Source organism: Vibrio sp. 10N.286.48.B8 (assembly GCF_003050085.1).
Lineage (GTDB): Bacteria > Pseudomonadota > Gammaproteobacteria > Enterobacterales > Vibrionaceae > Vibrio > Vibrio crassostreae.
In genome coordinates this window covers 20,639-43,127 of sequence record NZ_PIGD01000029.1, presented here as the reverse complement: position 1 = coordinate 43,127, position 22,489 = coordinate 20,639, and the positions used below count along the sequence as shown (strand labels likewise).

Annotated in this window: 18 protein-coding genes and 1 rRNA gene; 9 read left to right on the top strand and 10 right to left on the bottom strand. The window is 45.3% G+C overall.

Annotated elements, in window-relative coordinates; all coding sequences use genetic code 11:
* From CWO08_RS22365 to trxA, 7 genes are all read right to left on the bottom strand, one after another.
* Positions 1–232: ribosomal RNA gene (locus CWO08_RS22365) — 16S ribosomal RNA — on the bottom strand; the annotation flags it as partial.
* Positions 233–817: 585 nt separating this feature from the next.
* Positions 818–1,531 (bottom strand): NAD(P)H-flavin reductase, encoded by a 714-nt coding sequence (gene fre / locus CWO08_RS22360; RefSeq protein WP_048661170.1) that lies wholly within the window; start codon positions 1,529–1,531, stop codon positions 818–820.
* Between the two features lie 20 nt (positions 1,532–1,551).
* Positions 1,552–1,821, bottom strand: a complete 270-nt coding sequence (locus CWO08_RS22355) for a 2Fe-2S iron-sulfur cluster-binding protein (RefSeq protein WP_008224727.1) — start codon at positions 1,819–1,821, stop codon at positions 1,552–1,554.
* Positions 1,818–3,659, bottom strand: a complete 1,842-nt coding sequence (gene ubiD, locus CWO08_RS22350) for a 4-hydroxy-3-polyprenylbenzoate decarboxylase (RefSeq protein ID WP_108021130.1) — start codon at positions 3,657–3,659, stop codon at positions 1,818–1,820. The genes CWO08_RS22355 and ubiD overlap by 4 nt, the downstream gene beginning before the upstream one ends.
* A 98-nt stretch (positions 3,660–3,757) precedes the next feature.
* Entirely contained in the window at positions 3,758–4,753 is a 996-nt protein-coding gene (locus CWO08_RS22345) for a hypothetical protein (RefSeq protein ID WP_108021129.1), read from the bottom strand.
* Between the two features lie 111 nt (positions 4,754–4,864).
* On the bottom strand, positions 4,865–6,124 hold the full coding sequence (rho, locus tag CWO08_RS22340; RefSeq protein ID WP_017062978.1) for a transcription termination factor Rho: 1,260 nt from the start codon (positions 6,122–6,124) through the stop codon (positions 4,865–4,867).
* Positions 6,125–6,324: 200 nt separating this feature from the next.
* Entirely contained in the window at positions 6,325–6,651 is a 327-nt protein-coding gene (gene trxA / locus CWO08_RS22335; RefSeq protein ID WP_010440700.1) for a thioredoxin TrxA, read from the bottom strand.
* Between the two features lie 111 nt (positions 6,652–6,762).
* Here trxA and rhlB point away from each other — a divergent pair, with 111 nt between their 5' ends.
* Together rhlB and gppA are read left to right on the top strand one after the other, a co-directional pair.
* Positions 6,763–8,073 (top strand): ATP-dependent RNA helicase RhlB, encoded by a 1,311-nt coding sequence (gene rhlB, locus CWO08_RS22330; protein ID WP_019820068.1) that lies wholly within the window; start codon positions 6,763–6,765, stop codon positions 8,071–8,073.
* Positions 8,074–8,079: 6 nt separating this feature from the next.
* On the top strand, positions 8,080–9,573 hold the full coding sequence (gene gppA / locus CWO08_RS22325) for a guanosine-5'-triphosphate,3'-diphosphate diphosphatase (protein ID WP_048661173.1): 1,494 nt from the start codon (positions 8,080–8,082) through the stop codon (positions 9,571–9,573).
* A 97-nt stretch (positions 9,574–9,670) separates the two neighbouring features.
* Here gppA and CWO08_RS22320 read toward each other — a convergent pair whose 3' ends face one another.
* From CWO08_RS22320 to recQ, 3 genes are all read right to left on the bottom strand, one after another.
* Positions 9,671–10,342 (bottom strand): 7-cyano-7-deazaguanine/7-aminomethyl-7-deazaguanine transporter, encoded by a 672-nt coding sequence (locus CWO08_RS22320; protein ID WP_055319880.1) that lies wholly within the window; start codon positions 10,340–10,342, stop codon positions 9,671–9,673.
* A gap of 211 nt (positions 10,343–10,553) precedes the next feature.
* Entirely contained in the window at positions 10,554–10,865 is a 312-nt protein-coding gene (locus CWO08_RS22315; RefSeq protein ID WP_108021128.1) for a DUF3630 family protein, read from the bottom strand.
* 78 nt (positions 10,866–10,943) lie between these two features.
* Positions 10,944–12,782, bottom strand: coding sequence for an ATP-dependent DNA helicase RecQ (recQ, locus tag CWO08_RS22310; protein ID WP_055319881.1), 1,839 nt, complete (start codon positions 12,780–12,782; stop codon positions 10,944–10,946).
* 179 nt (positions 12,783–12,961) lie between these two features.
* Here recQ and rarD point away from each other — a divergent pair, with 179 nt between their 5' ends.
* The 7 genes from rarD (at position 12,962) to tpx (ending at position 22,372) form a co-directional block, all read left to right on the top strand.
* The gene (gene rarD / locus CWO08_RS22305; protein WP_102480838.1) at positions 12,962–13,867 is read left to right on the top strand and encodes an EamA family transporter RarD; all 906 of its coding nucleotides are present in this window, start codon (positions 12,962–12,964) and stop codon (positions 13,865–13,867) included.
* A gap of 366 nt (positions 13,868–14,233) precedes the next feature.
* Positions 14,234–15,736, top strand: coding sequence for a DUF1800 family protein (locus tag CWO08_RS22300; RefSeq protein ID WP_102480839.1), 1,503 nt, complete (start codon positions 14,234–14,236; stop codon positions 15,734–15,736).
* Positions 15,737–15,739: 3 nt separating this feature from the next.
* Complete coding sequence (locus tag CWO08_RS22295) at positions 15,740–17,503, top strand: DUF1501 domain-containing protein (protein WP_108021127.1); 1,764 nt, start codon at positions 15,740–15,742, stop codon at positions 17,501–17,503.
* Positions 17,504–17,684: 181 nt separating this feature from the next.
* Positions 17,685–18,479 carry an AraC family transcriptional regulator gene (locus CWO08_RS22290; protein WP_108021126.1) on the top strand — a complete coding sequence of 265 codons (795 nt, stop codon included), beginning with the start codon at positions 17,685–17,687 and terminating at the stop codon, positions 18,477–18,479.
* A gap of 98 nt (positions 18,480–18,577) precedes the next feature.
* Positions 18,578–19,240 (top strand): LysE family translocator, encoded by a 663-nt coding sequence (locus CWO08_RS22285; RefSeq protein WP_048662855.1) that lies wholly within the window; start codon positions 18,578–18,580, stop codon positions 19,238–19,240.
* A 91-nt stretch (positions 19,241–19,331) separates the two neighbouring features.
* Positions 19,332–21,089 (top strand): gamma-glutamyltransferase, encoded by a 1,758-nt coding sequence (ggt, locus tag CWO08_RS22280; protein ID WP_102433030.1) that lies wholly within the window; start codon positions 19,332–19,334, stop codon positions 21,087–21,089.
* A 785-nt stretch (positions 21,090–21,874) separates the two neighbouring features.
* Positions 21,875–22,372 (top strand): thiol peroxidase, encoded by a 498-nt coding sequence (tpx, locus tag CWO08_RS22270; protein ID WP_017069608.1) that lies wholly within the window; start codon positions 21,875–21,877, stop codon positions 22,370–22,372.
* Positions 22,373–22,489 lie beyond the last annotated feature (117 nt).

Below are 22,489 nucleotides of genomic sequence, written 5' to 3'. Positions count from 1 at the left end.
CGCGAGAGGCCCGAAGGTCCCCCTCTTTGGCCCGTAGGCATTATGCGGTATTAGCCATCGTTTCCAATGGTTATCCCCCACATCAAGGCAATTTCCTAGGCATTACTCACCCGTCCGCCGCTCGACGCCCATTAACGCACCCGAAGGATTGTTAGTGTCGTTTCCGCTCGACTTGCATGTGTTAGGCCTGCCGCCAGCGTTCAATCTGAGCCATGATCAAACTCTTCAATTTAAAGTTTTGATTACCTAAATTAATAGGTGTGACTCAACGAATACTGACTTCAAAACTAATATTTACCGAAGTAAATATGTAATTCTAAAGCTATTACCATTCCAACAGAATGGTAATGAATTGACTGTGCCGAATAACTACAAGTAGTTAAACGTATTGGTCACTCAGTTCATTGAAATCATTTTGTTACCGAAGTAACGGTTACTACCTAAGTAATAACGTTTTGATATTCATCAACGAGTGCCCACACATATTGATAGGTTTAAATTGTTAAAGAGCTTAACTTCTTAAGCGTTCCTTTTAAGTAAGGAGCCTCTCGAAGTGGACGGCCATTCTAGCGAATTAACATTCAGTGTCAAACACTTTTTGAAAATTAATTTTTTGTCGCTTTCCGTCTTACTGATTCTTGCTGAAGCCTTGTGGCGTCTGCCGTCTCAGTGGTGTCGCATTATAGGGAACCCTCTCAGCTTAGCAACTACTTTTTCATAAAAAATGAATAAATAGGGGTTAACTGCCTAATAGTTCACCTAAACGTAAAAAAGAGAGCATTTCTGCTCTCTTTTTACTCAAAATCTAAAGGTATTGTTAGATAAATGCGTAAGCATCAGCGTACATATGAGCACGCTTTGCTTCTTTATTCTGAGTAAATAGGTCTCTTGCAGCACCCGCCATTTCAAAACGACCTGCAATATAGATATCAAAATCAGCTAATGATTCGAAACTTTGCGTGATAGCCTCAAGCACATTACCTGTTTGACCGTGCCACACTTCCGGTGCTTCTTCTACTACTGGTACAAAATGTACGTTGCTATGCTTTTCTGCAATGCCAACCAGCTCTTCTTTCGCATATAACTGGCACTCATCTTTCGCGCCCCAATATAGGTAGATCTCTTTCGAGCTATTTTGCGCGATGCAATGATCCAGAATAGAACGCACGTAACTGAAACCAGTACCACCAGCAATCAATAATAGAGGGCGATCGCTTTCTTCTTTAATCCAAGCATCTCCGTGTGGAGCATCAATAGCAATATCGCCATTTTCAGCTTGTGCCTTCTTCATCGCTTCAACCACTTCTAGTGCGTAAGCATTGTGCTCAGCAGCGCCTATGTGTAGTTCAAGTTCACCTTCGTGACGGCAAGGGCTACTTGCGATAGAGAATGGGCGCTTATCTTTCTCGCCCATTTCAACCATCAGATACTGGCCCGCTTTAAAAGCGACGGGTGTTTCTGGGTGAAGTAGGATTTGGTAAGTATTACAAGCCAAAGGCTCGATAGACTTCACTTTACATTTAATAGTCATGTTCTTCCTCTTACTAACCCTTAATCGGCAAAGGTTAGAACTAAATTACTTTCTGCAAATGCTTGGCAAGCAAAAATCCAGCCTTGTTGCTGCTCTTTCTCTGTGAGCATGGGTTCAAGGTGGTAACTCACTTGCCCTTCTAATTTTTTGCACATACACATTGCGCATGCGCCAACTTGGCAACGGTTTGGGAAATAGATATCGCTGTTGAGCGCAGCATCCAAGACCGTTTGCCCTTTTTCTACGGTGAAACTGATGTTTTCTGGGTATAAGACTACTTGGTAGCTCATGAAATTCCTAGCTGTTCCCAGATGCTATCAATCTTTTTGACGACATCAGGATCTTTTGTGATTGGTACACCCCACTCACGAAGGCATTCACCTTCCCACTTATTGGTCGCATCGAGACCCATTTTGGAATGTCCATTTTCATTCTGTAGGAATAACGTATCTCTCTCCGGATCCATTCTTGTCGTTACCGCCCAAATAATGTCATTCCAATCACTCACGTTGACATCGCCGTCACACACGATAACAAACTTGTTCTCATCAAATTGAGACCAAACTGCTTCCATGATTTTCTTACCATTACCTGTAGCTTGCTTATCAATAGACACCACAACCATACTGGCGTTGTCGTTCTGTAGGTGAATATCAATAATTTCAGGGTGAGCCTTAGTTAACTCAGCCAAGCTACCCTCTATATATTCACTATTTGTAGGTGCTGATTGAATATCTGGAGATAGCGCTAACTCTGCATCCCACTTCTTAGTGATATCTAGGCCCATCTTAGAACCTAACCCAACCACGGGCGATGCAAAATCCAATGAATCGATCGGCGTGTTCTCTATCATCAAGCTATCACGTGACGGATCCATATGTTCGCACATCGCTGCGGTTACTTGAGACCAATCGCGTGCATTGACATCTTCATCGCACACCAATACAAATTTGGTGTACATGAATTGGCGTAAGAAAGACCATACACCCATCATCACTCGCTTGGCGTGACCTGGGTATTGCTTCTTCATGGTCACGACTGCCATTCGGTACGAACAACCTTCAGGCGGTAGATAAAAATCTTCAATCTCTGGGAACTGCTTTTGAAGAATAGGCACAAACACTTCATTTAGTGCAACACCCAATACCGCAGGCTCATCAGGTGGACGGCCAGTATAGGTGCTGTGATAGATAGGGTTTTCGCGCATAGTTACATGAGTAATAGTAAACACATGGTGCTTTTCTTTCTCGTTGTAGTAACCAGTATGGTCTCCGTAAGGCCCTTCATCCGCAAATTCATTCGGGTCGATGTAACCTTCCATCACGATTTCAGCACTTGCAGGAACCTCTAAGTCGTTGCTGATTGATTTAACGACCTCAGTTTTACTACCACGTAGTAAGCCTGCAAACGCGTACTCAGATAAAGTATCCGGCACTGGCGTAACCGCACCAAGAATGGTGGCAGGGTCGGCACCAAATGCTACCGATACCGGAAATGGTTTACCTGGGTTGGTTTCTATCCAATCGCGTAGATCCAGCGCGCCACCACGGTGGGCTAACCAACGCATGATGATTTTGTTCTTACAGATCTTCTGCTGACGATAGATACCTAAGTTTTGGCGTTTCTTGTTCGGACCACGAGTAACCGTTAATCCCCACGTTAGCAATGGCGCGACATCGTCAGCCCAACAGCTCATCACGGGGATTTTATCTAAGTCGACGTCATCGCCTTGCCATACCACTTGTTGACAAGCCGCTTTGCGAAGGCGTTTAGCTGGCATGTTTAAGACTTGCTTAAACACAGGCAGTTTATCAAGAGCGTCTTTAAAGCCTTTTGGTGGCTCTGGTTCTTTTAGGTAAGCAAGCAACTTACCCACTTCGCGCAGTTCTTTGACTTCCTGACGCCCCATACCAATAGCAACCCGATTAGGTGTACCAAATAGATTAGTCAAAACAGGCATGTCATAGCCTACTGGATTTTCAAACAAAAGAGCCGGGCCACCAGCACGTAGAGTACGGTCGCTAATCTCGGTCATTTCGTAGTCTGGATCGACTGGGTGAGAAATGCGTTTCAACTGACCAATACTTTCAAGATGGTCGATAAAATCACGTAAATCTTTAAAACTCATAGGACTTCTACATGCTGATTATTCTGCGCTCAGTATATCAAAAAGGGTGACGCTGAGATCCCCCTTTTTAGTGTGGTTATTGAGAGGCAAAATCCACTTTACGGTAATGCTTGCTCGATCAAAGAGCTCTTCACCTGAGGGTTATCATTGACGAGATCTTGCAACCATCGCGTATGACCTTGTTTGGCGAGTTCACGCGCGACTAATGGGGCTTCATCGGCAATCGCCATCCTAGAGACAAGAAACTGCTTCACCTCTTCTGATAACGGGTTAACCTTGGTGAGCAAGGTAATCGCTTCATCTTTCAAACGCGGATTTTTAGTCGCAGCCATTACTTGTTCTAACGCGAACGCTTGTTTGGTGCCAGCAAGGCGAACTAGCTCAGCTTGGCTATGATAATCGGCCTTCATTCGCCATAAAATCTTATAGGCCTCTGGATCTTCGCTCACTTGCGCTAATCGAACCACCACCTCAGTGGAAGGTAACCAGCTAACAATAGAAGATGCGGTGAGTTGCTTAGTTAGATAACCAACCGCTTCAGGAGACAAACTATCTAGCTCTCTAATGAGCAGCGCTTCTCGCGTTTGAACTTGATGTTCAGATCCAGATAACCACTCTTTTAAGTCGAGGTCCTGCTTCTCTGCATCTAGCACAAACACCAGTGTCTTCTGATCTTGACGCCACTGCTTGATGAGACGATTAGCAATTGAAGGATAATTAAAGGCAGGTACCGTAAACTCGTAACCATCTCCACGCTCTAATACTTGATAAGTGGGCGTGATAGCGAGTTGCTGCTCGATGAAGATAGACATCTTGGGTGTGAGTACGATTTTTTGCTGTTCAAGCTTCTTCAAGAGTTGGTAACGAGCCACCTCTTGCTGGGGAAATGTCAGGCGCTCAAGCGCAAAGCGTAGTGAGTTGACTTCGTCACGTGCGACAAGCTCGAGTAGTTCAGCAGTTTTCAGTTTTACTTGATCATTCTCAAGCCAAGACTCTACTGTAAGTGGAGACATCTCGGTGGCATAGCTCATACCAACCGGTGAAAATAACAGTGAAGTAGACAAGAGTAATGATGACAACAGTCCATGTTGCATTTTAACTTCCTTGTAACACTTTTGCTCATTCTGCAAGCTGCCGCTACAAAATGCAAATAAAAAGCGCCACCCGAGGGCAGCGCTTATTAAATAACGATCAGCTAATCAATATTACTGACGACGCATTGCGTCAAAGAACTCATCGTTCGTTTTGGTCATTGCTAGCTTGTCGATAAGGAATTCCATTGCATCGATTTCGCCCATTGGGTGAACAATCTTACGCAGGATCCACATCTTCTGTAGTTCATCGTTCTTGGTAAGAAGCTCTTCACGACGAGTACCAGAACGATTGAAGTCGATAGCTGGGAATACGCGCTTTTCAGCAATCTTACGGTTAAGGTGCAGTTCCATGTTACCTGTACCTTTAAATTCTTCGTAGATAACTTCATCCATCTTAGAACCAGTATCAACCAGTGCTGTTGCGATGATCGTTAAGCTACCGCCTTCTTCTACGTTACGTGCCGCACCGAAGAAACGCTTTGGACGATGTAGAGCATTCGCGTCAACACCACCAGTAAGAACTTTACCTGATGAAGGGATCACAGTGTTGTAAGCACGAGCTAGACGAGTAATAGAATCCAGTAGGATAACTACGTCTTTCTTGTGTTCAACAAGGCGTTTCGCTTTCTCGATAACCATTTCTGCAACTTGTACGTGGCGAGATGCTGGCTCATCGAATGTCGAAGCAACTACTTCGCCTTTAACTAGACGCTGCATTTCCGTTACTTCTTCTGGACGCTCATCGATAAGCAGAACCATTAGTTCACACTCAGGGTGGTTACGAGCAATGCTTTGAGCAATGTTTTGCAGAAGCATTGTCTTACCCGCTTTAGGCGGAGCAACAATCAGACCACGCTGACCTTTACCAATCGGAGATGCAAGGTCAAGAATACGAGCCGTAATATCTTCAGTTGCGCCATTACCCGCTTCCATCACCATACGTTCGTTGGCGTGAAGAGGAGTAAGGTTTTCGAAAAGAATCTTGTTACGAGCGTTGTCTGGCTTGTCGTAGTTAACCGTATTTACTTTAAGCAGTGCAAAGTAACGTTCGCCATCTTTAGGTGGACGGATTTTACCGCCAATAGAGTCACCTGTGCGAAGGTTAAAACGACGAATTTGGCTTGGAGATACGTAGATATCATCTGGGCCAGCCAGGTATGAACTGTCGGCGCTACGTAGGAAACCAAAACCGTCTTGAAGAATTTCTAGAACACCATCACCAAAGATGTCTTCACCACTTTTTGCATGCGCTTTAAGGATGGAGAAGATAATGTCTTGTTTTCTTAGGCGAGCTTGATTTTCAAGACCTAAGCTTTCGCTAAGTTTAACAAGCTCAGACACAGGTCTGTTCTTCAGTTCAGTAAGATTCATAGTGGTGGAAGTTTGTTTAGTCAAAATAGGATCTGTTTTCTTAAGTTAAGAAGGATTTGGTCACAGGATCGACCAAGAAGAGAAATTCGTTCAATTAACGTGCGATAAATTAGCACTAAAACTAAGACTAGTCCATAGCTTAGAAAAAACAAAACCGCGCATTTGTTAACTGCACGGTTTCTTTTCAAATGCTGACCTGATTAAAGGTTAGCGTCTAAGAACTCTTTAAGTTGAGTTTTAGATAATGCACCAACTTTAGTCGCTGCTACGCCGCCATCTTTGAAAAGAAGTAGCGTTGGAATGCCGCGAATACCAAATTTTGGTGGAGTACCAGCATTTTGATCGATATTTAATTTACCGATTGTGAGCTTGCCTTCGTACTCGTCTGCGATTTCGTCAAGAATCGGCGCAATCATTTTACATGGACCACACCATTCTGCCCAAAAATCAACAAGAACAGGGCCTGCAGCGTTGATTACATCGTTATCAAAACCGTCATCAGTTAGCTGCAAAATCTTATCACTCATCTTCCACTCCAATGTGTTTTTTAGAACTGGTTGGATGATAACCAGTAAATAGATGCCCTATTGGAATGTATTTACTTTCGTATTGCAAGCTTAAGCTGATATTCTATAGCAATGAAAAAGACGCATATCACAGAGCAAAAGTTCGCCGACTTGGATTTACTTCCGCAAGTCATTGAAGGATTGGAGAAAAAAGGGTTCGATTATTGTACCCCTATCCAAGCCTTGGCGCTCCCGGTACTGCTCACCGGCCAAGACATTGCAGGCCAGGCCCAAACGGGTACTGGTAAAACGCTTGCGTTTCTTACTGCTACTTTTAACCACCTGCTAAAAACACCTGAGCATGAAGGGCGTAAGCCTAACCAGCCACGTGCGATTATTATGGCACCAACGCGTGAACTCGCGATTCAGATCTACAACGATGCTGACTCTCTGGTTGAAAGCACAGGTATCAAGGCAGCACTTGCTTACGGTGGCGAAAGCTACGACAAGCAACTAGGTAAGATCGAAGAAGGCGCAGATATCTTAATTGGTACGACTGGCCGCATCATCGATTTCTACAAGCAAAAGGTATTTAACCTTAACCACATTCAAGCTGTTGTTCTTGACGAAGCCGATCGCATGTTCGATCTTGGTTTCATCAAAGACATCCGCTTCTTGTTCCGCCGTATGCCTGAGCCAAAAGATCGCCTGAACATGCTGTTCTCTGCGACATTGTCTTACCGCGTACAAGAACTAGCGTTCGAACACATGCACAACCCAGAGCATGTTGTTGTTGAGCCAGAGCGTAAAACAGGTCACCGTATTCAGGAAGAGCTATTCTACCCATCAAACGAACACAAAATGGCACTGCTACAGACGCTAGTTGAAGAAGAATGGCCAGAGCGCGCTATCATCTTCGCTAACACTAAACACAAGTGTGAGTCTGTTTGGGGTCACCTAGCTGCAGATGGTCACCGCGTTGGCCTGCTAACTGGCGATGTTCCTCAAAAGAAACGTGAAAAGATTCTTGAGCAATTCACTAAAGGTGATGTTGACCTGCTTGTCGCAACCGACGTTGCAGCACGTGGCCTACACATTCCTCAAGTAACACACGTATTCAACTTCGACCTACCAGACGACTGTGAAGATTACGTTCACCGTATCGGCCGTACAGGTCGTGCTGGCGCAAGTGGTCACTCGATCAGCTTTGCTTGTGAAGATTACGCAATCAACTTGCCACCAATCGAAGAATACATTGAGCACGCTATCCCTGTGTCTGACTACGACTCTTCTGCACTACTAGAAGATCTACCAGCACCATTGCGCTTACGCACACGTAACCCGCAACAGCGCCGTTCAAACAACAATGGCCCACGCAACGGTAACCGTAAGCCAAACCAAAACCGTCGCCCACGCCAACCGCGTCATAACAAGGAAGCTTAGTCGCTTATGAGTCAAACAGTGTCACCCCCGCTTTACGCTGCAATCGACCTCGGGTCGAACAGTTTTCATATGCTCGTTGTGCGTCATATCGATGGCAGCGTACAAACCATGGCTAAAATTAAGCGCAAAGTGCGTTTAGCTGCAGGCTTAGATGAAAATAATGCGCTTAGTACTGAAGCCATGCAGCGCGGTTGGGACTGTTTGAGTCTCTTTGCAGAGCGACTGCAAGATATTCCGAAAGAAAATATCCGCATTGTCGGTACAGCGACCCTACGTACCGCTATCAATGTGGATATCTTTCTAAAGAAAGCGAACCAGATCCTTGGTTACGACATCAATGTTATCTCTGGTGAAGAAGAAGCTGCGACTATCTATAAAGGCGTAGCGCACACTTCTGGTGGCAGCGGCCGCCGACTGGTTGTTGATATTGGTGGCGCAAGCACCGAGATGATCATTGGTGAAGGCTTCTCAGCGAAAGCACTAACCAGCCTAAAGATGGGCTGTGTTACTTGGCTTGAGCGCCACTTTAAAGATCGCCAATTAACCGCAACTAACTTTAACAACGCCATTGAAGCGGCGAAGTCGACGTTAGCTCCTATCCTCGATAGCTACACTGATATCGGATGGGATGTGTGTGTGGGTGCCAGTGGTACTGTTCAGGCACTGCAAGAAATCATGTTGGCTCAAGGCATGGATGAAGTCATTACTCATGCCAAACTTAAGCGCCTACAAAAACAAGCCATGATTACTGAGCGCTTGGAAGAGCTAGAAATCGAAGGACTGACTCTTGAACGCGCATTAGTGTTCCCGAGTGGCCTTTCTATTCTTATTGCTATTTTTGAGTTGCTTGAAATAGATTCAATGACACTCGCAGGCGGTGCACTCCGTGAAGGCCTAGCCTACGAGATGGTTGATGAGCTGCGCCAAGAAGACATCCGTGCACGTACCATCAAGAGTGTTCAATCGCGCTATCAAATGGACGTAAGCTACGGTGAACAAGTTGCTGTAGTTGCACAAACGCTGTTAGATCAAGCGGGCGCCGAAGCGTGGGTTTCAGAACCTCAAGCTGGTGTCCTACTGCAAACTGCAGCTAAGCTTCATGAGATTGGTTTAACCATCGATTTCAAAAAAGGCGGCGAGCACAGCGCTTACCTACTGCAGAACTTAGACCTACCAGGCTTTACTCGAGCGCAAAAGCACTACTTGGGTGAGTTAACTCGTCGCTACCGCGAGCAGTTAACCTCATTGCCAGAGCAGCACGCAATCTCAGGAACGAGTAGCAAACGTATCTTACGTATTCTGCGTTTGGCTATTTTGTTGACTCACCGTCGTAATCCAGCGCTAGAACCTGAGTTCAAGCTGACGACGGATGATAACAATCTAACCTTGACGCTTTCTAAGCAATGGTTAGCAGATAACCCGCTTACTGCTGCAGAACTAGAGATCGAGTCGAATAGACAAACCGATATTGGCTGGCCACTGAATATTGAATGCCTCTGATATTAATATCTGACGCTAGACATTAAAAAAGCCCAAGTTAGTAGACTAACTTGGGCTTTTTCTTATCTTGGCATTAATGCGTTTCTAACCTGAATCCTTAAACGTTCACGCCTGTCGCTTTAAAGTCTGGGTTTACCGCCGTCAGCTTTTTAACGATGTAGTTCAAAAGCACGCCGTACATCGGAACGAATAAACCTAAGCTGATGATAAGTTTGAAGCCGTAGTCGACTAAGGCAATCTCAGTCCAATGCTCGGCCATGAATGGATCTGGGCTTTGGTAGAAAGCAATCGCAAAGAAAGCGATGGTATCAATCGCATTACCGAACAACGTTGAACACGTTGGGGCAACCCACCACTGTTTAAGCTGACGTAAGCGGTTGAAAACATGCACATCCAAAATCTGACCAAGCAGGTAAGCCATGAAGCTCGCCGCGGCGATACGTGCAACAAACAGGTTGAACTCGCCTAGTTGGTTAAACCCTTGGAATGAACCTTCAAAGAACACAACTGACAAAAAGTAAGAAACTGCCAGTGCAGGTAGCATCACTAAGAAAATGATTTTACGAGCAAGCTGCGCACCAAAAATGCGTACAGTCAGATCAGTCGCTAGGAAGATAAACGGGAAAGTGAAAGCACCCCAAGTGGTGTGCATACCGAAAACGGTAAAAGGTAGCTGAACCAGATAGTTGCTTGACGCAATGATGACTAAATGGAACAAAACTAATAGTGCTAGGGCTTTGCGCTGTTGCGCAGGGGTAAAGTTACTCATGCTGTACCTTTTTAGTTTGGTTTGGGGGTGAGGGAACCCAAATCGAGTCATTTCTTCGAATAAACTAAGAAAGCTCTTACCAATAATGTGAATTTAAAATGTTTCTAAAATTTGCTCTATCGAGCGGCGGGCGATTATACATTAATCAATATTGGCTGCAATGGTGAGAACAGACGCAAACGTTTATTCTCACTTTTATTGGTGAGCGAAGTTAAAAACCGCGTTTGAAAAGCGTCGCGAGATAATCAAACTCTTCTCTGCTTTCTTCAGCGTTTAGCGACTCAAACCAGATTGATTCACTGTAATGCTCAGACTTTAAGAACATCCGACAATCTTCAAAATCAATCAACCAAGAGTGCATGTCAGCGTCCCATTGTTTTTCAACCACAGAAGCAGATGACAATGCCACTAGCTTTTCACCTAATACTTCATAAGAATCAAAATCAAAACTTGGAGACGTAATCAATAAACGTCCTTCCTCAGCCAAATACTCTCTTAAGCCAAATTCTGTTGGTGTCGTCATGTCCCTATCAACCTTATTCTTGTTCTATGATCCAATCGTTTTTATAAACTATGACTTATCTGAAAACGATCCTGAAAATTAGCCGTGTGTCGTGATGTGTTCTTGAATCAAATCTAAGAATGGATCGGCGTACTTATCGAGTTTACGCTGACCAACACCGTTAACCGCCAGCATCTCACCGTATGAGGTAGGCAGTACTTCAGCCATATCAATCAAGGTCGCATCACTGAATACCACATAAGGTGGCAAACCATCTTCATCAGCAATCGACTTACGCAGCTTACGCAGTTTGGCAAACAACTTCTTATCGTAATTCTTGCTGCTGAGTTTATCGGACTTAGCATTACGCACCGCCGTATCCAAACGAGGCACCGCCAATTCCAAAGACATCTCACCACGCAGTAGCGGACGCGCTTCTTCTGTTAACTGTAAAGTCGAATTACGGGTGATGTTCTGGAACAACAAACCTTTATGGATTAACTGACGGAAGATACTGATCCAGTAATCATGGCTGTGGTCGCGGCCAATACCATAGGTAGAAAGCTTGTCATGACCATTATCGCGGACACGAATGTTCTGCATACCGCGCATCACTTCAACCACGTAGCCCATACCAAACGACTGATTCACACGGTACACACAAGACAACGCCTTCTGCGCTTCTTGAGTCGCATCAAAGTGCTTAGGTGGATCGAGGCAGATATCGCAGTTACCACATTGCTTCTCGCGATATTCGCCAAAGTAGTTAAGCAGAACCTGACGACGACAGGTTTGCGCTTCAGCAAAAGCACTCATCGCATTCAGTTTGTGCATCTCAACCTGCTTTTGCGGGCCTTCTTCTTTCTCATCCAGCATACGACGCAGCCAACCCATATCAGCCGGATCAAACAGCATCATTGCTTCTGCTGGCAAACCATCACGACCCGCACGGCCTGTTTCTTGATAGTAAGATTCGATGTTGCGTGGGATATCAAAGTGCACCACAAAGCGCACATTGGGTTTGTTGATACCCATACCGAAAGCTACAGTCGCGACAACGATCTGAATATCATCACGTTGGAAGGCTTCTTGAACATAAGCGCGCTCATCGGTGTCCATACCAGCGTGATAACCCGCGGCGCGAATACCGTTGTTGCAGAGCTTCTCAGTCACCATCTCCACTTTCTTACGGCTACCACAATAGATAATACCGCAATTGCCTTTCTGTGTTTCTAAGTAGCGAACCACCTGTGACACGGGCTTATGCTTCTCGACGAGGTTGTAGCGAATGTTAGGACGGTCGAAGCTGCCCAAGTAGGTATGCGGATCCACAAGCTGCAGACGCGAGATAATGTCTTTACGTGTTGCATCATCAGCGGTTGCCGTCAGCGCCATATAAGGCACATGCGGGAAATATTGCTTAAGTTGACCTAATGATGCGTATTCCGGACGGAAGTCATGTCCCCATTGAGAGATACAGTGCGCCTCGTCTACCGCAATCATCGAAAGCGGTAAACCTTGCAGACGCTCGATAAAGTCGCGCATCAACACACGCTCTGGTGACACGTAAACCATCTTCAATTGGCCTGAATTCATACGATTGAACACATTCAGCAACTGGTCACGGGGCATGGAAGAGTTAATACACTCAGCTGCAACACCATTGGCCTTCAGTTGGTCGACTTGGTCTTTCATCAGCGAGATCAGCGGTGAGATAACCAGAGTCAGACCTTCACGAACTAAAGCGGGGATTTGGTAACACAGAGATTTACCACCACCGGTTGGCATTATCACCAAGCTGTCTTTGCCTTCAACGGCCAGGTCAATGACCTCTTGCTGACCATCGCGAAAGCTTTGATAGCCAAACACATCTTGTAAGATGGTTTGCGCATCATTCGCGGGAGTTGGTATTTGCTCAGCAATCAGAGTGGCGGTCATTGTGGTTCCTAATCGAGGTATGAAATCAGCAAGCATCTTCGGCAAGCAAGTCGCACATTGTAGAGGGGAACGCTGGTGAATTAAACCGCAAATTGTTAGGTGAAAAGGGTTATCGCTCCTATACTGACCAACTCTCTTATAAATCTTATTAATAAGCACTCTGTGCTAGAGAAAGATGCATGACTCCAGAAGAACAACAACGTACGCGCCAAGGTATTTTGCTTGCTGTCGGTGCTTACACCATGTGGGGTATCGCCCCTATATATTTCAAATCTTTAAGTGACGTTTCCCCGTTAGAGATCCTTAGCCACCGTGTAGTATGGTCTTTTTTCCTACTCGCTTTTTTACTACACATTGGTCGCAGCTGGCGTAAAGTTCGCGACACCTTGACATCAAAACCAAAAATGCTCTATTTGGTGGCGACCTCTACTTTAGTGGGTGCCAACTGGCTGATCTTTATCTGGGCGGTCAACTCCAATCACATGCTTGATGCCAGTTTGGGGTATTACATCAACCCGCTGATTAACGTGTTGCTCGGTATGCTCTTCCTAGGCGAACGCTTGCGCAAACTACAATGGTTTGCGGTTGCTCTGGCTGCCATTGGTGTATTAGTCCAACTGATTGCATTTGGCTCAGTGCCGATCGTCGCCATTGCCCTAGCCTTCAGCTTTGGTTTTTATGGTTTGCTACGTAAGAAAGTCAGCTTAGAAGCGCAAACAGGATTGTTCATTGAAACTCTGGTGATGCTACCTCTCGCAGCTACCTACTTACTGTTTATTGCTGATAGCCCAACTTCAGACTTATCGATGAACCCGATGCAACTCAACCTATTACTGATTGCTGCAGGTGTTATTACAACCATTCCACTACTGTGTTTTACTGGCGCTGCAACTCGCTTGAAGCTATCAACACTCGGTTTCTTTCAGTACATAGGCCCAAGCTTGATGCTACTGCTGGCCGTGCTGATTTATGGAGAAGCATTCACCCAAGATAAAGTAGTCACCTTCGCCTTTATCTGGGGCGCGCTGCTTGTCTTTACCTTTGATGCGTATCGAGCGAATAAAAAGAGCAAAAAGCAACTCTAACCTCAAGCGTATAATCAACCTAAACATCAAATCAGAGCTTGGTAATCACACCAAGCTCGCCCCCCTTTAGCTATAAGCCCTGCTACAGCCCACTCACAACAAATGACTCAAAGTAACTCTAAGTGACATTCACCGAATTGATCTATCCAGTAAATTCATACACATAGATAGCATTCCACTTCAACATTTTAATATGAAACACCGAGCATTTCATTGGGGTTTTCACACAGGTTCACACTCTCGGGAAACCCTCAACTTCTGACTAGATTCACCTCCTTCTAGCAACTAATCCTTAATACACCAGAAATATAACTGGAAACCAGCTATTCATTTTCTGGGGATCACTATTTGGCTAGAGGAAATCATATGGATAACTTAACTCACCAACAGGCTTCTCGATTCTTAGACTTGGCAACCATGGGGGTTCGTCAATCGGAGTTAAATGCGTTTAAAGAACAAGACGATCGTTCTTATTGGATAGATCAACAAATTGCTAAACCATACATGCGCCATCTTGAGCGAACTTATCATCAAGCGAACCGAAGGAATCTCACCAACCCAAATCAGGAGTGTCGTGTAGGGGCATGGTTTGACACTGCGTTATGGGACGAAGCACAACTACGTCAACGGATCGCGTTCGCGCTAAGTCAAATATTTGTAGTCAGTGAAAAAGATGCCAACCTTGCTACCGATCCAGAAGCGTTAGCAAATTACTATGATTTGCTTGCCGACAATGCCTTTGAATCATTTGCTACGCTACTTAAGCACATCACTCTCTCTCCTGCTATGGGACAGTATCTCACCATGAATGGTAATAAACCGGAAAGCGTGACCGGACAAGCGCCCGATCAGAATTACGCCAGAGAAGTCATGCAACTCTTTACCATTGGGCTTTATGAGTTAAACCAAGATGGAACTCAAGCCACTTACCCAGATGGTAGCGTTATCGAGACGTATGATGATGTCGATGTAGAAGGTGCTGCAAGAGTCTTTACCGGTTGGGATATCACCAATAACAACACGCTTGAACCCATGACTGCAGACAACTCACTGCATGACATGGATGAAAAATGGGTACTTGGTCAGTATTACCCTCCCGGCCAAACTGCTGAAGAAGATCTTGACCAATTCATTGCCCAAATCACCACCCATACCAATGTCGCGCCTTTTATTTCAATAATGCTGATTAAACAGTTAACGACCTCCAACCCAACTCAAGCGTACGTTTCTCGCGTATCCGCTGAATTTATTAATTCAGGTGGAAATTTAGGCTCGGTGATCAAAGCAATTTTAACCGACTCAGAGTTACTCAAAACTAGTGATATCAATGTCACCAAAGTCAGAGAGCCTATCCTAGCGATGACCTATCTCTATAGAGCAATGGAAGCGTACGTAGGTGGCAGCGGAGATATTGTTTATGACCCAATGAACTATAAAGAAAGCTTTAATCAGTACCCACTTGGGTCTAATTCGGTATTTAATTTTTATCAGCCGAGTCACAGCCCACAAGGCGCGCTTGCAGATGCAGGCCTAACAGCACCCGAGTTAGAGATTATTGACTGGAATCAACTTATCGACATGAACAACATTTTTTACAGAACACTCAAAGACTTTGGGCAGAACCGTGGAAATAGCAACAACAATAAAGAGCTCTATATTGCTCCTTCTGATTTAGAAGATTTAGCGAGGGCAGAAAATGAAACTGAGCTTATTCAAGCGATTAATTTACGCATTCTCAATGGACAAGCATCCCAGGAAATTACTGACCTACTATCCACTATCTATCACGGTCATGGGAACAAATATTACGCAGTACCCAAGATGCTGTTCATGGCGTTCATTTCACCCGATTTCATGGTTCAGGAGTAGATTATGTCAATTACACGCAGAAGTTTTCTCAAAGGAGCCTCAGGTACAGCCGTATCTGGGATGGTCCCACTCTCTTTATCCATCCCAGTCAGCAGCGCCTTTGCTAATGAACAAGGTGGATATAAAGCGTTGATCTGTCTTTTCTTACATGGCGGAAATGACTCGTTCAATATGATCGTACCTACCGACGCTAACAACCAAAGTAACTACCAAACCGCGAGACCAAACATCCAACTCGCCAGCTCTGAAATCTTAGCTATTCCAAGCACAGAATCTGGGCAAGCGCTTGGCATCAACGCCAGCATGTCTAACCTTGCCAGCATGATGAGTTCAGGCCAAGCCGCAGCCATAGTTAACGTAGGACCATTAGTAGAGCCAACCAACAAATCCAACCTTTACGATGTCAGGAAGCCATCGAATCTTGGGGCCCACAATAAACAACAAGCCGCTTGGCAGTCGAGTTGGGGAGGTAATGGTTACCATAGCTACGGTTGGGCAGGAATGATGATGGATGTCCTTCGCAGTGAAACAGCGATCATTTCCGACTCCATTTCATTTGCTGGAAATGAACTATTAACTGGCGCAAATTCTAAAGATATCTCAATGTCTTCTGGTGGTGTAAGAGCTATGGATGCTCTTGGGCATTCAAGTGCAATAAACAATAACTTCATCAAATTGGTTAATGCACCTTACGGTTCACCGTTCAAACAAGAGTATACAAAACGGCTGAAAGGCATATTAGATTTCCAGCAGGAGATCCAACTCGTGCTCGATTCATACCCAGAAGACGGCTCCATTCCAAGTAGCTCACTAGGCTCACAGCTAAAAATGGTCAGACGAATGATCCAAGCATCATCCGATCTCGGTCATAGCCGTCAGGTCTTTTTTGTTAATATTGGTGGATTTGATAATCACAGTAACCAACGTGGACGCCATGATGGGCTTCTTTCTACCATCGACCAAGCCGTTAGCGCTTTCCATGCCTCTCTTGCTGAACTTGGCTTGGAAGACAGTGTTGTGACATCGACCATGTCAGATTTTGGGCGAACCATAGAAAACAACAGTAAATCAGGCACCGACCATGGTTGGGGGAGTAATCAGCTAGTGGTCGGTAATGCCGTCAATGGAGGTAACAGCTATGGGCGATACCCCGAATTTATCAAAGATGGTCAAGATGCTTGGGGCAATAAATTTATCCCGAGCCAATCCTCAGAACAACTTGCTGCGACCTTATGTCGTTGGATGGGGTTGAGTGAACAAGGTGTGGATGTCATTTTCCCTTCGCTTTCGCCAGCCAACAGCAATCCATTTGCTAGTCGATATCTTGGCGTTCTGGGAGATTATCATCAGGAAGGACAGGAAAACGAACTATCCATTGCTAACGTCAGTGCCACTGAAACTCGCACCGACCATACACCGCAAATGGCCGTAGACGGAGACAGTACAACCAAGTGGACGGCGAAAGGGCAAGGTATTCAATATCTAATTGAACTTAGCACGGCAGCGAACGTCACTAAGGTCCTCTACTCTCAAGCTAAAGGGGATGTTCGACAATACCTATTTGATCTCGAAGTGAGTAGCGATGGCATCAACTTCGGTCTGGTAACCAGCGTCTTGACGCCTGGAACTACAACCAATTTGGTGGAACAAGCCGTGAATAGAGCATCGGTTAAGTTTATTCGCCTCACTTGTAACGGTAACAATGGCGATGTTTCAAGCTTAGTTCTATGGAATAACTTCCAAGAACTCAAAGTGGTCGGTTATTAGTATCACGACACTTCAATAATCAGACAAAGCTTTTATTCTCTTTCTCTTTCTCTTTAAGGGATCGATCCTATAAAAACTCAGTCAGAAACAACTAGTACTGATCGTTTTTTACAAGACAATCGCTGAATACGAAGATAAGCTTGGTTGAATTGATGACTATTTAACCAAGCTTTTTTATGCCATGGATAAAGTCCACTACTATTCGACACCTAGCCAAGATATCAGCCTGATCCAAGCTCAATACCAAGAGTTTGCCTTTCAGCGCCACTATCATTTGGACTTTCACATCGGTTTGATTACCCAAGGGCAGCAAAAATTCGCCTATAAAGGGACGAGCCACCATGTTGGTGCTGGCCAAGTTGTTATCATGCCACCTGATGAACTGCACGATGGCCATTCAAAGCTAGAATCTGGCTACCAAGTGAGTGTGTTTGCTGTCTCGCCGCAATGGTTGGGCGATCTTGCCGATCACAGCGGAAATTGTCACGCTTTAGGCTTTTCGGAGTTGATCCTCTCCGATCAAGCGACTTTTTTACAATTGTGCAACCTTCATGGGCTACTTATCAATCCAAACATCAGCCAACTCGCTCAAGATTGCCTACCGTTCGAAGGATTCTCGACAATAGTTGATCGTTACGCTCAGTTTGGATCGAAAACTCAGGTGCAACTTGGTACTCAGTCGGTTAACACGCTAAAAGACTATTTGATGGCAAACCTCGACCAACCGGTACGCCTAGAGCAGCTGTCTGAATTGTGCGATCTCACCACCACACAGTTTCAACGCCACTTTAAAAACAAGATGGGCATTACCCCATACGCTTGGCTGAGCCGTTTACGCATGGAGCAGAGCATGCGCCTGATTAAGTCTGGGATATGTGGTACCAAAGTCGCGCACCAAGTGGGCTTCTATGATCAAGCACACTTCTCCAAGGCGTTCAAAACCACATTCGGTGTACCACCCTCACAAATCAACTAAGTGTTGATAATTTACAATTGCTCGATTTCAAATCACGGTAAGCTACGCTCAATACGATTACTTATTTAAAAATAGCGGCAACGTTATTGAGAACTGACATGAACGAAGTCACCATACTGATCACCCTCGCCTCTATCCACTTCATCGCTTTGATGAGCCCCGGCCCAGACTTTGCGTTAGTCGTGCAAAATGCGACGCGTCACGGGCGCCAGACAGGCTTGTACATTGCGCTTGGTTTATCTTGCGGAATCTTGCTGCATTCGTTACTGAGCTTGACGGGAATCAGTTACCTAGTCCACCAGCAACCAACCATATTTGCCATTATCCAATTGGCTGGCGGTAGCTACTTGCTGTACTTAGGCTACGGTGCACTTAAAGCAACCTGGCAAATCATTCAGAACCACGACGATGACGACGATACGGTCAATTCGAAAGATCTAATTCTAACCAACAAGCGCCAAGCATTTTCGAAAGGCTTTGCGACCAATATTCTCAACCCAAAAGCATTAGTGTTCTTTATCAGCTTGATGTCGAGCCTAGTACCTGCCGACATGTCTCTATCCGGTAAAGGCTTTGCTCTGCTTATCCTATTCGGCCTTTCGCTATTCTGGTTCTCGCTACTGGCTTGGATGCTTTCAACTAAAGCACTGCAGAAAAAGCTGAGCGAAGCAACGGTATACATTGATGGCTTATGTGGCGTGGTATTCAGCCTGATTGGCCTGAGTATTCTTTGGCAGTCGTTGTCTGGTTTAATCGCTTAAATTCGAATCAAGATTACAATTCGTTAACAACATACTGGCTATCTTATCTTTCCACTGCCAATCTAGCTCTGCATATTAAAAGGAGAAGATCATGCAGTGGAAAACAAAACTAACAACCCTCGCCACTTCTACCCTACTTTTTGCCTCTCACGTCAGTTGGGCAAATCAAGCTGCCGATTCCGTCGCTCCCGAACAAAGTAGTGGTTTAGAAACCAAACAACTCGTTAAAGCCAACGACTGGATGGTCACTGCGGCTAACCCACTGGCGACCCAAGCGGGAGCCGATGTACTTGCTCGTGGTGGTAACGCGATTGACGCCATGGTTGCTGTGCAGCTTATGCTTGGCTTAGTGGAACCTCAGTCATCAGGTATTGGTGGTGGCGCGTTCCTTGTTTATTTTGATGGCAAGGACAAGCAACTCAAAACCTACGATGGCCGTGAAACCGCACCACTTGATGCAACACCACGTCTGTTCCAAGACGAAAACGGTCAACCACTTAAGTTTTATGATGCCGTAGTTGGTGGTCGTTCTGTTGCTACACCGGGTACAGTCCAACTATTGTGGGACACTCACCAGAAATACGGAAAATTAGAATGGTCATCCCTAATCAAACCTATCGCTCAACTGGCTGAGAAAGGTTTTACCATCAGTCCACGTTTAGCCACCTTGATTGAAAATGACCAAGAAAGACTAAGCCGCTTTGCCACAACCAAAGCCTACTTCTTTAATGCCGATGGCAGCCCGAAAACCGCAGGTACGCTACTTAAGAACCCAGAATACGCGGCAACGTTAAACGCTATCTCAAAAGATGGTGCTAAGGCTTTCTATCAAGGCGAAATTTCCGCTGACATCATCAATACAGTTCAAACCGCCAAAGGTAATCCTGGCGTATTGGCACAGAAAGACTTCGATGCGTATTCAATTAAGCAACGTGAACCGGTTTGTTCCGCGTATGAGAGTTACGATATATGCGGAATGGGACCACCGAGTTCAGGTGCATTAACGGTTGGGCAGATCTTAGCGATGACCGAACAGTTTGATCTTAAATCATGGGGGCCAAACGACGCGAGATCTTGGCAAGTGTTAGCGGACGCTTCTCGTCTAGCCTTTGCAGACCGTGGTATGTACATGGCAGACCAAGATTACGTTCCGATGCCAACCCAAGGGTTAGTGAATACTGACTATTTGCAGGAACGTGCCCAGTTAATTACTGCTGGAAAGGCACTAGACAGTGCACCATCAGGTACCCCACCGTGGGATCATGCCATGCTGCGCAGCAAAGATGTATCTATTGAATTGCCGTCCACCAGCCACTTCAATATTGTCGATAGCGATGGCAATGTCGTATCCATGACCACCACCATTGAGAATGCATTTGGCTCACGCCTGATGGTAAGAGGCTTCCTACTGAATAACGAACTGACCGACTTCTCATTCAAGACTCATAACGATGGCAAGCCTATCGCGAACCGATTAGAACCAGGCAAACGTCCACGCTCTTCGATGGCACCGACCATCATCATGCAAGACGATAAGCCTTACATGGCAATTGGTTCTCCGGGTGGCAGCCGTATCATAGGTTATGTGTCGCAAGCGATCATTGCCCATACCCAGTGGGACATGGATATCCAGCAAGCGATCAACCAACCGCACTTCCTAAACCGTTTCGGTACGCTAGATTTGGAAAAAGGAACATCAGCGGAAAACTTCAAACCTGAGCTAGAAAAGATGGGATTTGAGGTCAACGTTCGCGATCTTAACTCTGGTTTACACGCGATTCGCATCACAAAAGATGGTTTAGAAGGCGCTGCAGACCCTCGTCGTGAAGGTGCAGCCATTGGTCAGTAGGGAATAACCCTCCCTTTTTACTCGCTGCCTTGTGCGAGATCTCTCACAAGGCAGTGAGTAAATATCGATATTTGATGACGAAATTAGTCACCTAGATATCGTAACCAATTGAAATAAAAAGATACGTACATTTATCATTCAAATAATTATATAGAAATTCGCTTATGCACCATTGCTGATAAATAAGGAATCGGTAATATGAATGGTGTCGGAAGGATGCTGACACGGAACAGGAAACACCAAGGACTTGGTTATCTTCAGGATGAAGATTCGATTACTCAGGATGAATAATCGGCATGGATAGCGAAATGGACATTGAATGGACGCAATAGTAACTAGGATGGTTGCTACTAAGGAAAGACAATGGACACCTCCGGACGAGGAAAGGACTGAACATCAGGATGATGTAAAGGACACCGCTCAAGGAACAAGTGACGCGCGCTAACGAGGATTGTTGGCAGATCAGGATAAGATCAAGGACACCGCTAGGAAGGCGACGAAAGGAATACGCTGAAGGATAACAGCACACTATCATGGATTTGATGCATGGAGCACACTTAGTAGCCGGATTGCTGCGAGTAAGACTATAGACCCCGATGAGCGCAAGCTCTCGGGGTTTTTCTTTATCTGTCGTCTCACCTTTTCTTCATCTAAAACAAATAAATCAAAGACCTTTGATTACAATTCTGACATTTAAACCATTCACTTCTTAACCACTTCCGAGTAACGTAAGTCTTACTAGGCTCAACTAGTTTCATAACCATAATTAAATTAAGGACAAATTCATGTCACACGTTACCTTCAAAGGCGCTGCTGTACCGCTAACTGGCACATTCCCACAAACTGGCGAACAGGCACCAAGCTTTGCACTGACTGCAGGCGATCTTTCTGCACTGACTCTTGCTTCTCTTGCAGGCAAGAAAGTGGTTCTAAACATCTTCCCAAGCATCGACACTGCAACTTGTGCAACGAGCGTACGTACGTTCAACGCAAAAGCGGCAGAACTTGAGAACACGGTGGTTGTTTGTATTTCTGCTGACCTACCATTTGCTGCGGGTCGCTTCTGCGAACTAGAAGGCATTGAAGGCGTTCAACACGCTTCGACTTTCCGCTCTCCTACATTCGCATCAGACTACGGCGTAGCGATTGCTGAAGGCCCACTAGCAAGCCTAACAACGCGTGCAGTTGTCGTTGTGGATGAAAAAGGTGTGGTAACACACAGCGAGTTGGTTGCAGAGATCACTGAAGAACCAAACTACGAAGCGGCACTTGCAGCACTGTAAGATCCCCTCTAGTCAGTCATGTATTGTGATCGCTTAAGGCGGTACACAATAAAAAAGAGCAGCCATTGGCTGCTCTTTTTGTTTTCAATAATGAACGGTTATTAGATGCAGAAGTAA

Coding starts and splice junctions, on each gene's coding strand:
- rarD (WP_102480838.1), top strand. CDS start 12,962: ATGACTCCAGAAGAACAACAACGTACGCGCCAAGGTATTTTGCTTGCT.
- CWO08_RS22290 (WP_108021126.1), top strand. CDS start 17,685: ATGGATAAAGTCCACTACTATTCGACACCTAGCCAAGATATCAGCCTG.
- CWO08_RS22285 (WP_048662855.1), top strand. CDS start 18,578: ATGAACGAAGTCACCATACTGATCACCCTCGCCTCTATCCACTTCATC.
- ubiD (WP_108021130.1), bottom strand. CDS start 3,659: ATGAGTTTTAAAGATTTACGTGATTTTATCGACCATCTTGAAAGTATT.
- CWO08_RS22295 (WP_108021127.1), top strand. CDS start 15,740: ATGTCAATTACACGCAGAAGTTTTCTCAAAGGAGCCTCAGGTACAGCC.
- rho (WP_017062978.1), bottom strand. CDS start 6,124: ATGAATCTTACTGAACTGAAGAACAGACCTGTGTCTGAGCTTGTTAAA.
- tpx (WP_017069608.1), top strand. CDS start 21,875: ATGTCACACGTTACCTTCAAAGGCGCTGCTGTACCGCTAACTGGCACA.
- CWO08_RS22315 (WP_108021128.1), bottom strand. CDS start 10,865: ATGACGACACCAACAGAATTTGGCTTAAGAGAGTATTTGGCTGAGGAA.
- CWO08_RS22300 (WP_102480839.1), top strand. CDS start 14,234: ATGGATAACTTAACTCACCAACAGGCTTCTCGATTCTTAGACTTGGCA.
- CWO08_RS22320 (WP_055319880.1), bottom strand. CDS start 10,342: ATGAGTAACTTTACCCCTGCGCAACAGCGCAAAGCCCTAGCACTATTA.
- rhlB (WP_019820068.1), top strand. CDS start 6,763: ATGAAAAAGACGCATATCACAGAGCAAAAGTTCGCCGACTTGGATTTA.
- CWO08_RS22345 (WP_108021129.1), bottom strand. CDS start 4,753: ATGCAACATGGACTGTTGTCATCATTACTCTTGTCTACTTCACTGTTA.
- recQ (WP_055319881.1), bottom strand. CDS start 12,782: ATGACCGCCACTCTGATTGCTGAGCAAATACCAACTCCCGCGAATGAT.
- trxA (WP_010440700.1), bottom strand. CDS start 6,651: ATGAGTGATAAGATTTTGCAGCTAACTGATGACGGTTTTGATAACGAT.
- fre (WP_048661170.1), bottom strand. CDS start 1,531: ATGACTATTAAATGTAAAGTGAAGTCTATCGAGCCTTTGGCTTGTAAT.
- gppA (WP_048661173.1), top strand. CDS start 8,080: ATGAGTCAAACAGTGTCACCCCCGCTTTACGCTGCAATCGACCTCGGG.
- CWO08_RS22355 (WP_008224727.1), bottom strand. CDS start 1,821: ATGAGCTACCAAGTAGTCTTATACCCAGAAAACATCAGTTTCACCGTA.
- ggt (WP_102433030.1), top strand. CDS start 19,332: ATGCAGTGGAAAACAAAACTAACAACCCTCGCCACTTCTACCCTACTT.